Source organism: Chitinibacter sp. S2-10 (genome assembly GCF_046530675.1).
Taxonomy (GTDB): domain Bacteria; phylum Pseudomonadota; class Gammaproteobacteria; order Burkholderiales; family Chitinibacteraceae; genus Chitinibacter.
This window is the reverse complement of sequence record NZ_CP172558.1, coordinates 2,015,905-2,029,734: the sequence shown is the minus strand read 5'-3', so window position 1 is coordinate 2,029,734 and position 13,830 is coordinate 2,015,905. Positions and strand designations below refer to the sequence as shown.

6 protein-coding genes, 2 tRNA genes and 2 rRNA genes are annotated in these 13,830 nt (G+C 52.4%); 2 read left to right on the top strand and 8 right to left on the bottom strand.

The window, feature by feature from the left end:
* Positions 1-100 precede the first annotated feature (100 nt).
* The 5 genes from ACG2XO_RS09575 to htpG all read right to left on the bottom strand — a co-directional run bounded on the left by ACG2XO_RS09575 (position 101) and on the right by htpG (position 7,433).
* Positions 101-2,987: ribosomal RNA gene (locus tag ACG2XO_RS09575) — 23S ribosomal RNA — on the bottom strand.
* Between the two features lie 347 nt (positions 2,988-3,334).
* Positions 3,335-3,410: transfer RNA gene (locus ACG2XO_RS09570), tRNA-Ala, on the bottom strand.
* Between the two features lie 38 nt (positions 3,411-3,448).
* A tRNA-Ile gene (locus ACG2XO_RS09565) sits at positions 3,449-3,525 on the bottom strand.
* A 105-nt stretch (positions 3,526-3,630) separates the two neighbouring features.
* Positions 3,631-5,164: ribosomal RNA gene (locus ACG2XO_RS09560) — 16S ribosomal RNA — on the bottom strand.
* The 16S and 23S rRNA genes sit together here with 2 tRNA genes alongside, the layout of an rRNA operon.
* A gap of 367 nt (positions 5,165-5,531) precedes the next feature.
* Complete coding sequence (htpG, locus tag ACG2XO_RS09555) at positions 5,532-7,433, bottom strand: molecular chaperone HtpG (RefSeq protein WP_410497754.1); 1,902 nt, start codon at positions 7,431-7,433, stop codon at positions 5,532-5,534.
* A 186-nt stretch (positions 7,434-7,619) separates the two neighbouring features.
* On the opposite strand from htpG, the gene ACG2XO_RS09550 reads away from it, so the two are divergent.
* Together ACG2XO_RS09550 and ACG2XO_RS09545 are read left to right on the top strand one after the other, a co-directional pair.
* Positions 7,620-8,423, top strand: coding sequence for a ParA family protein (locus ACG2XO_RS09550; RefSeq protein WP_410500249.1), 804 nt, complete (start codon positions 7,620-7,622; stop codon positions 8,421-8,423).
* 1 nt (position 8,424) lies between these two features.
* On the top strand, positions 8,425-9,327 hold the full coding sequence (locus tag ACG2XO_RS09545; RefSeq protein ID WP_410497753.1) for a response regulator: 903 nt from the start codon (positions 8,425-8,427) through the stop codon (positions 9,325-9,327).
* A gap of 183 nt (positions 9,328-9,510) precedes the next feature.
* Here ACG2XO_RS09545 and thrC read toward each other — a convergent pair whose 3' ends face one another.
* From thrC to ACG2XO_RS09530, 3 genes are all read right to left on the bottom strand, one after another.
* Positions 9,511-10,944 (bottom strand): threonine synthase, encoded by a 1,434-nt coding sequence (thrC, locus tag ACG2XO_RS09540; RefSeq protein WP_410497752.1) that lies wholly within the window; start codon positions 10,942-10,944, stop codon positions 9,511-9,513.
* 281 nt (positions 10,945-11,225) lie between these two features.
* A complete protein-coding gene (locus tag ACG2XO_RS09535; protein ID WP_410497751.1) occupies positions 11,226-12,533 on the bottom strand; it encodes a homoserine dehydrogenase in 1,308 nt (435 codons plus the stop codon).
* A gap of 45 nt (positions 12,534-12,578) precedes the next feature.
* Positions 12,579-13,823, bottom strand: coding sequence for a pyridoxal phosphate-dependent aminotransferase (locus ACG2XO_RS09530; protein WP_410497750.1), 1,245 nt, complete (start codon positions 13,821-13,823; stop codon positions 12,579-12,581).
* Positions 13,824-13,830: the final 7 nt, after the last annotated feature.

Below are 13,830 nucleotides of genomic sequence, written 5' to 3'. Positions count from 1 at the left end.
TTTCATCAGCTCAGCTTTCGCTTCACCGGTCTCTCTTTATCTTATTCAATTCGCAATCGGGTCAATTGCACCTTCATCGCAACAACGCGTCTCAGGTTATAGGATCAAGCCTCACGGGCTATTAGTATCGGTTAGCTTAACGTATTACTACGCTTCCACACCCGACCTATCAACGTCCTGGTCTCGAACGATCCTTTAGAGGTCTTAAAGACCTAGGGAAGTCTCATCTTGAGGCTAGTTTCGCGCTTAGATGCTTTCAGCGCTTATCTATTCCCGACTTAGCTACCCGGCAATGCCACTGGCGTGACAACCGGTACACCAGAGGTCAGTCCACTCCGGTCCTCTCGTACTAGGAGCAGCCCCCCTCAAACTTCCAACGCCCACTGCAGATAGGGACCAAACTGTCTCACGACGTTTTGAACCCAGCTCACGTACCACTTTAAATGGCGAACAGCCATACCCTTGGGACCGGCTACAGCCCCAGGATGTGATGAGCCGACATCGAGGTGCCAAACTCCGCCGTCGATGTGAACTCTTGGGCGGAATCAGCCTGTTATCCCCGGAGTACCTTTTATCCGTTGAGCGATGGCCCTTCCATTCAGAACCACCGGATCACTATGTCCTGCTTTCGCACCTGCTCGACTTGTCGGTCTCGCAGTTAAGCCGCCTTTTGCCATTACACTATCAGTACGATGTCCGACCGTACCTAGGCGACCTTCGAGCTCCTCCGTTACAATTTGGGAGGAGACCGCCCCAGTCAAACTGCCTACCATGCACGGTCCCCGATCCGGATAACGGACCAAGGTTAGAACCTCAAAGGGGTCAGGGTGGTATTTCAAGGACGGCTCCACTGAAACTAGCGTTCCAGCTTCAAAGCCTCCCACCTATCCTACACAAACCACTTCAAAGTCCAATGCAAAGCTACAGTAAAGGTTCACGGGGTCTTTCCGTCTAGCAGCGGGGAGATTGCATCTTCACAAACACTTCAACTTCGCTGAGTCTCGGGAGGAGACAGTAGGGCCATCGTTACGCCATTCGTGCGGGTCGGAACTTACCCGACAAGGAATTTCGCTACCTTAGGACCGTTATAGTTACGGCCGCCGTTTACTGGGACTTCAATCAAGAGCTTGCACCCCATCATTTAATCTTCCAGCACCGGGCAGGCGTCACACCGTATACATCCACTTTCGTGTTAGCACAGTGCTGTGTTTTTGATAAACAGTCGCAGCCCTCATTTCTCTGCGGCCTCATTGGGCTCCAGTTGTACACCTTCACCTACTAGAGGCACACCTTCTCCCGAAGTTACGGTGTCAATTTGCCGAGTTCCTTCTCCCGAGTTCTCTCAAGCACCTTAGAATACTCTTCCTACCCACCTGTGTCGGTTTGCGGTACGGTTCGATATTAGCTGAAGCTTAGTGGCTTTTCTTGGAAGCAGGGTATCGCTCACTTCGTCGACAAGTCGACTCGTCATCACGCCTCAGCGTTAAAGTAGCCCGGATTTGCCTAAGCTACACGCCTACACGCTTAAACCAACTCTTCCAACCGTTGGCTGAGGTAACCTTCTCCGTCCCCACATCGCACTAATACCAAGTACAGGAATATTAACCTGTTTCCCATCGACTACGCATTTCTGCCTCGCCTTAGGGGCCGACTCACCCTGCGCCGATGAACGTTGCGCAGGAAACCTGGGGTTTTCGGTGAGGGGGCTTTTCACCCCCTTTATCGCTACTCATGTCAGCATTCGCACTTCTGATACCTCCAGCATCCTTCTCAAGACACCTTCACAGGCTTACAGAACGCTCCTCTACCATATGTACATCGTACATATCCGCGTCTTCGGTTATCAATTTGAGCCCCGTTACATCTTCCGCGCAGGACGACTCGACCAGTGAGCTATTACGCTTTCTTTAAATGATGGCTGCTTCTAAGCCAACATCCTGGCTGTCTGTGCCTTCCCACCTCGTTTTCCACTTAATTGATCATTTGGGACCTTAGACGGCGGTCTGGGTTGTTTCCCTCTTGTCCCAGGACGTTAGCACCCCAGGACTGTCTCCCATGCTCGCACTTGACGGTATTCAGAGTTTGCCATGGTTTGGTAAGTCGCGATGACCCCCTAGCCATAACAGTGCTTTACCCCCGTCAGTGATACATGAGGCACTACCTAAATAGTTTTCGAGGAGAACCAGCTATTTCCAAGTTTGTTTAGCCTTTCACCCCTAGCCACAGCTCATCCCCTAACTTTGCAACGTTAGTGGGTTCGGACCTCCAGTGCGTGTTACCGCACCTTCATCCTGGCCATGGCTAGATCACTTGGTTTCGGGTCTACGCCCAGCAACTGTGCGCCCTATTCGGACTCGGTTTCCCTACGCCTCCCCTATTTGGTTAAGCTTGCTACTGAACGTAAGTCGCTGACCCATTATACAAAAGGTACGCAGTCACCCAACTTGTGGGCTCCCACTGTTTGTATGCATCCGGTTTCAGGTTCTATTTCACTCCCCTCCCGGGGTTCTTTTCGCCTTTCCCTCACGGTACTGGTTCACTATCGGTCGATGATGAGTATTTAGCCTTGGAGGATGGTCCCCCCATCTTCAAACAGGATTTCTCGTGTCCCGCCCTACTTCTCGTACGCTTAGTACCACCCAATGCTTTTCATATACGGGGCTATCACCCACTATGGCGGCACTTTCCATTGCCTTCTATTAAGCTTTGAGTTATCACGTACAGGCTCTTCCCATTTCGCTCGCCACTACTTTGGGAATCTCGGTTGATTTCTTTTCCTGCGGTTACTTAGATGTTTCAGTTCACCGCGTTCGCTCTACATCACCTATGTATTCAGTGATGAGTGACCCAAAAGGGCCGGGTTTCCCCATTCGGAAATCGTGGGATCAAAGCGCTTTGCCAGCTCCCCCACGCTTATCGCAGGCTATCACGTCCTTCGTCGCCTATCATCGCCAAGGCATCCACCAGATGCACTTATTCGCTTGATCCTATAACCTCAAACACGTTTTACCGTACTCTTGGTCAGAGTTTCGTATTTACGACTTGTTGTAGGGTTTCTCAGGTCCTACAACGGCTGATCTTTCGATCAGCAGATACAATCAACCCAATTTATTACTGTAAAAACAAGTTACCCTGTTTTCACATTGTTTAATTAGGAGATATTACTTCTTCTATTTTGTTAAAGAACGATACAGTCACACATTCCTGTGTGGGTCTGATTTAAGAAACCAGAACAAAATCACCAGACCGAATCATTATTTCTGATTCGTCTACTGACTGAATTCTGAACTCTTGTTTGCTGCGCCACCGCTTGCACAGTGCTCGCCGCAAGGCGTGGTGGAGGATGACGGGATCGAACCGACGACCCCCTGCTTGCAAAGCAGGTGCTCTCCCAACTGAGCTAATCCCCCAATCTGGCATGACTAAGCTGTTTCCATTGACTCGTCAATGGTGGGTCAGATAGGAATCGAACCTATGACCCCCGCGTTATCAACACGGTGCTCTAACCGACTGAGCTACTGACCCAGCTTCCAACTCAACAACTTCTTTCATTTATGAATGAAGTCGTCTCTGTATCTTCAAATTTACAGCCGATGAGTGTGAGTCCTTGACCCGCAGGTCTTGCTCTTGAAAGGAGGTGATCCAGCCGCAGGTTCCCCTACGGCTACCTTGTTACGACTTCACCCCAGTCATGAATCCCACCGTGGTAAGCGGCCTCCTTGCGGTTAGCCTACCTACTTCTGGTGAAACCCACTCCCATGGTGTGACGGGCGGTGTGTACAAGGCCCGGGAACGTATTCACCGCGACATGCTGATCCGCGATTACTAGCGATTCCGACTTCATGCACTCGAGTTGCAGAGTGCAATCCGGACTACGATCGGTTTTGTGAGATTGGCACCCCCTCGCGGGTTAGCGACCCTCTGTACCGACCATTGTATGACGTGTGAAGCCCTGGTCATAAGGGCCATGAGGACTTGACGTCATCCCCACCTTCCTCCGGTTTGTCACCGGCAGTCCCATTAAAGTGCCCAACTGAATGCTGGCAACTAATGGCAAGGGTTGCGCTCGTTGCGGGACTTAACCCAACATCTCACGACACGAGCTGACGACAGCCATGCAGCACCTGTGTTACGGCTCCCGAAGGCACTCCTCGATCTCTCAAGGATTCCGTACATGTCAAGACCAGGTAAGGTTTTTCGCGTTGCATCGAATTAATCCACATCATCCACCGCTTGTGCGGGCCCCCGTCAATTCCTTTGAGTTTTAGTCTTGCGACCGTACTCCCCAGGCGGTCAACTTCACGCGTTAGCTGCGTTACTAAGCTCCGAAAAGCCCAACAACTAGTTGACATCGTTTAGGGCGTGGACTACCAGGGTATCTAATCCTGTTTGCTCCCCACGCTTTCGTGCATGAGTGTCAGTATCAGCCCAGGGGGTTGCCTTCGCCATCGGTGTTCCTCCACATCTCTACGCATTTCACTGCTACACGTGGAATTCCACCCCCCTCTGCCGTACTCTAGTTAGCCAGTTCGCAATGCAATTCCCAAGTTGAGCTCGGGGATTTCACATCGCGCTTAACAAACCACCTGCGCACGCTTTACGCCCAGTAATTCCGATTAACGCTTGGACCCTACGTATTACCGCGGCTGCTGGCACGTAGTTAGCCGGTCCTTATTCTTCTGGTACTCTCATCCCCGGTGGGTATTAGCCACAAGGATTTGCTCCCAGACAAAAGCGCTTTACAACCCGAAGGCCTTCTTCACGCACGCGGCATTGCTGGATCAGGCTTGCGCCCATTGTCCAAGATTCCCCACTGCTGCCTCCCGTAGGAGTCTGGACCGTGTCTCAGTTCCAGTGTGGCGGATCGTCCTCTAAGACCCGCTACTGATCGTCGCCTTGGTGAGCCTTTACCTCACCAACTAGCTAATCAGCCATCGGCCGCTCCAATAACAAGAGGTCTTGCGATCCCCCTCTTTCCCCCGTAGGGCGTATGCGGTATTAGCTATCCTTTCGGATAGTTATCCCCCATTACTGGGTACGTTCCGATGTATTACTCACCCGTTCGCCACTCGCCACCAGACCGAAGTCCGTGCTGCCGTTCGACTTGCATGTGTAAAGCATGCCGCCAGCGTTCAATCTGAGCCAGGATCAAACTCTTTCGTTTAATCGCTATGCTATTTTTACTACTTGGCTTGTACTTCAATACTCAAAGAAACTGCGAGATAAACTCTAAAGAGTTCGTCTTTCAATTTTCTTTTCAATTGAGTGCAAGCACTTGATTTGACTTACGAATCAAGGGCTCACACTCATCGGCTGTAGATTGTTAAAGATCGGGCTGAACAACCAAGAAACACACTTCGTTTCGTTGCGTCATCAGCAGAGAGGCCGAACTATACCCACCGGGCCCAAACTCGTCAACACTGATCGGCAAATAAATCACAACAAAGAAGCCAAGCTGTTGATTAAATTTAAAATAAAAAGCCGACCATCTGGTCGGCTTTTAAAAATACATCTGATTAATTTCTCGGCATTCAATCCTGCATTGCCAACATCAAACCATTCAGACGTTTAACAAACGATGCTGGGTCTTCCAGCTGACCACCCTCGGCGAGTAATGCTTGATCAAACAACAATTGAGTCCAGTCACCAAACTTATCACCACTCGCTTCAGCTTTCAGTTTACTCACCAGTGGATGCGTTGGGTTCACTTCCAGAATCGGCTTACTGCCTTTGATATCCTGACCTGCCGATTTCAAGAGGCGTTCCAAATTCGCGCTCATGTCCTGATTTTCAACGACCAGGCAAGCCGGGCTGTCGGTCAGGCGGTGCGTTACGCGAATGTCTTTGACTGATTCGCCGAGCACAGATTTCATTTGTTCGAGCACGTCTTTCAGTTCGGTTGCGGCGGCTTCCTGCTGTTTTTTCTCTTCTTCGTCGGTAAATTGCTCCAAGTCCAGTTCGCCTTTGGCAACCGATTGCAGTTTTTTACCTTCAAATTCGGTCAGGCCACTAAATGCCCATTCGTCCACGCGATCAGACAGCAGCAAGACCTCGATGCCTTTTTTGCGGAAAACTTCGAGGTGCGGGCTGTTTTTCGCTGCGGCGTAGCTATCCGCAGTAATGAAGTAGATCTGATCCTGTCCATCTTTCATGCGGCCAATGTAGTCGGCGAGCGATACGGTTTGCTCGGCATTATCGTTGTGCGTTGACGAGAACCGGCATAGACCAGCAATACGCTCTTTATTCGCAAAGTCCTCACCGACGCCTTCTTTCAATACCTTGCCGAATTCAGTCCAGAATTTCGCGTATTTGGCTTTTTCAGCGTCGTCATCCGAGTTCGCCATGCTCTCCAACATGCCGAGCACTTTTTTCACGCAGCCGGATTTGATCTGCTCGATGTCTTTGCTGTGTTGCAGGATTTCGCGCGACACGTTCAGCGGCAAATCAGCCGAGTCGATCACGCCGCGAATAAAGCGCAGGTATTGCGGCAGCAGTTTTTCGCTGTCTTCCATGATGAAAACGCGACGAACGTAAAGCTTCACGCCGTGGCGACGTTCACGGTCGTACAGGTCAAACGGCGCGCGTTGCGGCACATACAGCAGCTCGGTGTATTCCTGACGGCCTTCGACTTTGGCGTGACTCCACGCCAGCGGGTCTTCATAATCGTGTGCGACGTGTTTGTAGAATTCGGTGTATTGCTCGTCCGAGATTTCAGATTTACTGCGCGTCCATAGCGCATTGGCCTGATTGACCGTCTCTTCGCCTTCGGCCGGCTTGATCGAGCCATCTTCGTTGTAGCCGGCTTGTGCTGGCATCAAAATCGGCAGCGTGATGTGATCGGAATATTTGCGGATAATGCCGCGTAGTTTCCAGTCGTTCAGGAATTCATCCTCGCCTTCTTTCAAATGCAGAACGATTTCGGTGCCGCGAGTGTCTTTTGCAACGTCTTCAAGCGTGAATTCGCCGTCGCCATTCGATACCCATTGCGTTGCGCCGGTTTCGCCTGCGCGTCGCGTAGTCAAAGTCACTTTGTCGGCGATGATAAAGGCCGAGTAGAAACCCACGCCGAACTGGCCGATCAGATGCGCGTCTTTTTGCGCGTCGCCCGACAATTGGCTGAAAAATTCCTTGGTGCCCGAACGCGCGATCGTGCCGATGTTTTTGATCACTTCTTCACGACTCATGCCGATGCCGTTATCGGCAATCGTGATCGTTTTGGCTGCTGCGTCGAATGAAACGCGAATTTTCAATTCACTATCGTCGCCGTACAGGCTGTCGTTGTTGATCGCTTCAAAGCGCAGCTTGTCACACGCGTCGGATGCGTTGGAAACCAGCTCGCGCAGGAAAATTTCCTTGTTCGAATACAAAGAGTGAATCATCAACTGCAGCAGTTGTTTGACTTCGGCCTGAAAGCCTAGGGTTTCTTTACTCATGGTTTTTTATTCCCTAACAGGGGGTTGTACGAGGATGCACTCTAAATGGGGCTACTTGGTTCAGCTTCAAGAGCCGCGGCAACATCAGCCGTTGCTTAGATGAAAAACTATGCTTTGCTGACAAGAGTTGTGGGCAAAAGCTTGTTATAGTGTTGGCACTGAGCCAGCCGGGGATATTTAGTTATGTTGCGACGAGTAGTATTTAACCAAAAAGGCGGGGTCGGCAAATCGACGATTACGGTCAATCTTGCTGCGGTCGCTGCCGCACAAGGCAAGAGGGTATTGGTCGTTGACCTAGATCCACAGGGCAATAGCAGCCATTACCTACTGGGGGCATCGGCTAGCGAGACTACGCCGACGCTGAGCGATTTTTTTGATCAGGTACTCAATTTTTCACTCTATGCCAAAGGCCCGGCTGAATTTATCCACGCGACGCCATTTGCAAATTTGTACCTGATGCCCTCGCACCCCGGCATCGCCGAGCAGCAAGTCAAACTTGAATCGCGCTACAAAATCTACAAATTGCGCGAAACACTCGATGAGTTAACCGGGCAATTTGACGAGGTCTATATTGACACGCCACCGGCGTTGAACTTTTTCACGCTCTCGGCGCTGATCGCGGCAACCGGTTGCCTGATTCCATTTGACTGCGACACGTTCTCGCGCGATGCGCTACTCGGACTGATCGCTCGCGTCGAGGAAATCCGGCAGGATCATAATGCCGATTTGCGTATCGAAGGCATCGTCGTCAACCAATACCAGCCACGCGCCAGCCTGCCGCAGCGTTTGGTACAGGAACTTGAAGCCCAGCATTTGCCGGTCCTGAAAACCCGGCTATCAAGCTCGGTCAAAGTGCGCGAATCACACGACCGGGCTGCGCCATTGATCGCGCTCGACGCCAAACACAAACTGGCGCAGGAATTCACCGCCCTGTACGGCGAATTATCAGGCATGACACAAGCTGCTTACATAAACACCATGGATGAGTGACATGACGCCGATGACCAAACCCGGCCGCGTACTGATTGTTGACGACGAGCCGTTTAACCTAGAAATCTTATCCGAACACCTCAGCGACGCGGGTTACGAAACCGTAACCGCAATGGACGGCGAGGAAGCGTGGGAAGTCCTGCAAGCTGATCGAATCGGTTTTGACACCATCCTGCTCGACCGGATGATGCCGCGTATGGACGGCATGCAGGTACTCGCCAAACTCAAGCAACACCCGGAATTCCAGCATATTCCGGTCATTATGCAGACCGCCGTCGGCGCGGCAGAAAACGTGCAGGAAGGTCTGGCCGCCGGCGCGTATTACTATCTGATCAAACCATTCCAGCGCGAAATGCTGCTGGCCATCGTGTCCGCCGCGGTCGGTTTTCATACCGAACGTAGCCAGCTGGAACGCGAAATTTCCGAGCATGCTGATTCGTATAAGCTGCTGGTCAACGGTCAATTCCGCTTCCGTACGCTCGACGAAGCACGCCAGCTAACCCTCTTGCTGTCGCGCGCCTGCCCCGATCCGCAACGCGTTGCCTTGGGCTTGTCTGAATTACTCGTCAACGCCGTTGAGCACGGCAATCTGGCGATCAGCTACGGCGAAAAAACACGGCTACTGCAAACCGGCCGCTGGCAGGAAGAAGTTGAAACCCGACTGCAAAATCCGCAGTACCGCGACCGCATTGTCAATGTCAGCTTTGACAGCGATGATGGCGAAGTCCAAATCCGGATTCAGGATGAGGGAGCAGGCTTTGACTGGGAACCCTTTCTGGAGTTTGCCCCAGAACGCGCATTTGATCCGCATGGCCGAGGCATTTCGATGGCACGAATGATGTCATTTGACAGCATCGAATACCAAGGCAATGGCAATGAAGTGCTGGTGCGGGTGAGGAAGTGAGGTGTGAGGTGTGAGGTGTGAGGTGAAAATGATGCCGGCATATCAACTTCTTGCATTTCCTGCCGCCGTCTCAAAATTTAAGCCGCTCCATACAGAGAAAAACCAGCAGAAATAAAAAACCGCCAGCTTGAAGACTGGCGGTTTTTTATTGGGTATTGCCCTACAGATCAGTCAAATATTGGCTTAGCGAGCAATACGCTCGACTAAATACGCTTTGATCTGGGCGGCATCAGCATCAATCGCGTCAAAACGCTGCGGCAGATCTTCGAGGCCGACCAAACCGGCCGGGCGCGCTGGTGGCTGATTCAACGCTTCGACCATCGTTGTTTCAAACTTCGCTGGCAGCGCGGTTTCCATGATGACCATGACGACGTTATCGCGGCGATGCGCTTTGGCGGCCTTGTAGCCATCGGCGGTATGCGGGTCGATCTGCACACCAAACTTCTCGAACACTTCGCGGATATGCGCAACACGGTCGGCATGCGTGCTGGCTTCGGATTTAAAGCCATACTGGTCGCGCATTTGCGCAAACAATTCCGCACCAATTTCAAAGCCACCACCGGTTTCGACTGACTTCCACATCGCAGCCAGTTTGCTCGCGTCGCGGCCAACCAGATCGAAAACAAAGCGCTCCAGATTCGACGCCTTGGTAATGTCCATCGACGGGCTTGAAGTCTCGTAAGTGCGATCCAGACCGCGCGGGTGGTAACCGCCGGTTTTGAAGAATTCGTCGAGCACGTCGTTTTCATTGGTCGCAACGATCAGCTGACCAATCGGCAAGCCCATCTGGCGCGCGATATGACCAGCGCAGATATTGCCAAAATTGCCTGACGGCACACAAAAATCAACCACATCGCCGACGTTTTTCGCAGCGGCGAAGTAGCCTTTGAAGTAATACACGACTTGCGCAACGATGCGACCCCAGTTGATCGAATTCACCGCGCCGATTTTGTATTTGGCTTTGTAGTCGGCGTCTTTATTCACGTCCTTGACGATGTCCTGACAGGCATCGAAGAAGCCATGCACCGACAAGTTGAAAATGTTTTCGTCCTGCAAGCTGAACATTTGCGCGCGCTGGAACGGACTCATTTTGCCGAACGGCGACAGCATAAAGACGTTGACGCCTTTCTTGCCACGCATCGCATATTCGGCCGCCGAACCGGTGTCACCCGACGTTGCGCCCAGAATATTGACCTGCTCGCCCTTTTTCGCCAGCACGTACTCGAACAGATTGCCGAGCAACTGCATCGCCATGTCCTTGAACGCCAGCGTCGGGCCGTTCGACAATTCCTGAATCACCAGCGTGTCATCGAGCTTGATGATCGGCGTGATTTGCGCGGCGTCTTGCGCGTTACGACCGTTACAGTAAACCGCTGCAGTGTAGGTTTTTGCAATCAGCGCTTTCAGATCATCAGCCGGAATATCGTCGACGAAATGACGGATCACCGCGAAAGCGAGGTCTGGATAGCTCAACTTGGCCATCTCGGCCAGTTGCTCGGTGGTAAATTGCGGGTACGATTCTGGAATCGACAAACCGCCATCAGCCATCAGGCCACCAAGCAGGATATCGCTAAATTGTTGTGGCGCAACGCCACCGCGCGTTGAAATGTATTTCATGGGTATAGGCCCGTAGATATTTATATGATTGGTCTGCGTGTTTATACCCATCAGGGTATTGCGCTACGTAGGGCGGGTTAGCGTAGCGTAACCCGCCTTTCATTGCGGATGGTGGGTTATGGACTTCGGCCTAACCCACCCTATGATCGCTTGGTTATAAAGCTTCAAACCGCGACCACGGTACGTCGTAGGGCGTAATCGCCGAAGGCATTACGCCACCATACATTAAAATCCACTTATCCGGCGTATTGCCGCTTCGCGGCGAATACGCCCTACGTGGATTAACCGTTTAAATGTTCCAGACGCAACTTCACAACCTTGCCATTAGTACTTGGCAGCAATTCGATTTTGGCGATTGCGGCGTTGACGTTTTTCTCAATCGCCGTATGCGTCACGATGACGACTTCAGCGGTCTTGTCGCCAGCCGGTTTTTGCAGCATCGAGTCAATCGAAATCTGTCCATCAGCGAGGATGGAAGTAATTTCTGCCAATACGCCCGGCTGATCTTTCACGCTCAGACGCAGGTAGTAGCAGGTTTCGACTTCGTCAATTGGCAGGATAGGCAGATTCGCCATTGCTGTTGGCTGGAAGGCCAGATGCGGTACGCGATGCTCCGGATCGGCGGTGTGCAGACGAGTGATGTCAACGAGGTCAGCAATCACTGAGGACGCCGTTGGCTCAGCGCCAGCACCCGGGCCGTAGTACATCGTTGCACCAACAGCATCGCCTTTGACCAGCACGGCGTTCATCACGCCATCGACATTGGCGATCAGGCGGCCAGCCGGGATCAAGGTTGGCGATACGCGCAATTCGATGCCGTTAGCGCGGCGACGGGTCATGCCGAGCAATTTGATGCGGTAGCCGAGTTCGGCGGCGTATTTGATATCGGCGGCTTCGAGTTTGCTGATGCCTTCCAGATACGCTTTGTCGAACTGCACCGGAATACCAAAGGCAATCGCGCTCATGATCGTCAGCTTGTGCGCGGCGTCGTGACCTTCGATATCGAAAGTCGGATCGGCTTCGGCGTAACCGAGGCGTTGCGCTTCGGCCAATACGTCGGCAAACGCCGAGCCTTTGTCGCGCATTTCGGTCAGGATGAAGTTCGATGTGCCATTGATAATGCCGGCCACCCATTCGATTTTGTTGGCGGTCAGGCCTTCACGCAGCGCTTTGATCACCGGGATGCCACCAGCGACTGCCGCTTCAAACGCGACGATAACGCCTTTTGCCTGCGCTTTGGCGAAAATTTCATTGCCATATTCGGCGATCAGTTTTTTGTTGGCAGTCACAACGTGCTTGCCATTTTCGATTGCGGCCAGCACCAGATCTTTGGCGATGGTTGTACCGCCGATCAATTCAACGACGATGTCGATGTCGGGATTGTTCACCACATCCATCGCGTTATCAGTCAGAGCCACGCCTTCACCGACGAATTCGCGCGCGCGCGCCAGGTCACGGTTAGCTGCCATCGTCACGACAATCGGACGACCGGCACGGCGGGCGATTTCTTCGCCGTTGCGCTTCAAAACGGTGGCAGTACCGCCACCTACAGTCCCCACGCCACACAGGCCAACATTGATTGCTTTCATTGCTTTGAGTCCATTAATTGATATTGAATTTTTGTCTGAATATTGTTACTTGCCGGCAAACTCGCCCGTGCCATGACGTTTGCGCCAATTCATCAGGAATCGGGCAACGCGGTTCATTGCATCGACCAGATCGTCGTGATTTGGCAGGAAGACCACGCGGAAATGATCGGGCTGATGCCAGTTAAAGCCGGTACCCTGCACCAGCAGGACTTTTTCCTCGGTCAGTAATTCGAGCATCAGTTGCTGATCGTCACTGACCGGATAAATCACCGGGTCAAGTTTCGGGAACATATACAAGGCCGCTTTCGGTTTGACGACGCTGACGCCCGGAATCGCGCTGAGCATCTCGTACGCCAGATCGCGCTGCTTGGTCAGACGGCCACCGTCCTTCACCAGATCATCGATACTCTGATAACCACCGAGCGCGGTCTGAATCGCGTATTGCGAAGGCACATTGGCACACAGTCGCATCGTCGCGAGCATGTTCAGCCCTTCGATATAATCCTTGGCCGGTTTTTTATTGCCCGACACGATCATCCAGCCGGCGCGATAGCCGCAGGCGCGGTAGTTTTTCGACAGTCCGTTAAACGTTACAAACAATACGTCATCGGCCATCGAAGCGATCGACGTGTGCGTTGCACCTTCGTACAGCACCTTGTCGTAAATTTCATCGGCATAAATGATCAGGCCGAATTCGCGCGCCAGATCGACAATTTGCAGCAGCAATTCGTCCGGGTACAGTGCGCCGGTCGGGTTGTTCGGGTTGATTACGACAATCGCGCGCGTCTTGTCGGTGATTTTGGCGCGCATATCGTCGATTGACGGATACCAGTGATTGGCTTCGTCACACAAATAATGACGCGGTTTGCCACCGGCCAGGCTCACCGCAGCAGTCCACAGCGGATAATCAGGCATCGGCACCAACACTTCGTCGCCATTATTGAGCAGCGCCTGCATGCTCATCACGATCAGCTCGGACGCGCCATTGCCGATGTAGATGTCATCAACGGTGACATCCTTGATGTTTTTTTGCTGCGTGTAATGCATCACCGCTTTACGCGCCGGGAACAAACCTTTGCTGTCGACATAACCTGCAGCGTTGGCCAGATTGCGGATGACATCCTGCACCACTTCTTCGGGCGGCTCGAAACCGAAGGTCGCCAGATTGCCAATATTGAGCTTGATGATGCGATGGCCGTCTTCTTCCATCTGCCGCGCTCGCTCCGGAATCGGCCCGCGAATTTCGTAACAGACGTTGAGTAACTTATTCGATTTGAGGATGGCTTCCATCAGTGTG

What these genes read in the sequence shown, in the direction of transcription:
- ACG2XO_RS09545 (WP_410497753.1), top strand. Translation starts at nt 8,425, where the DNA reads ATGACGCCGATGACCAAACCCGGCCGCGTACTGATTGTTGACGACGAG.
- htpG (WP_410497754.1), bottom strand. Translation starts at nt 7,433, where the DNA reads ATGAGTAAAGAAACCCTAGGCTTTCAGGCCGAAGTCAAACAACTGCTG.
- ACG2XO_RS09530 (WP_410497750.1), bottom strand. Translation starts at nt 13,823, where the DNA reads ATGGAAGCCATCCTCAAATCGAATAAGTTACTCAACGTCTGTTACGAA.
- thrC (WP_410497752.1), bottom strand. Translation starts at nt 10,944, where the DNA reads ATGAAATACATTTCAACGCGCGGTGGCGTTGCGCCACAACAATTTAGC.
- ACG2XO_RS09535 (WP_410497751.1), bottom strand. Translation starts at nt 12,533, where the DNA reads ATGAAAGCAATCAATGTTGGCCTGTGTGGCGTGGGGACTGTAGGTGGC.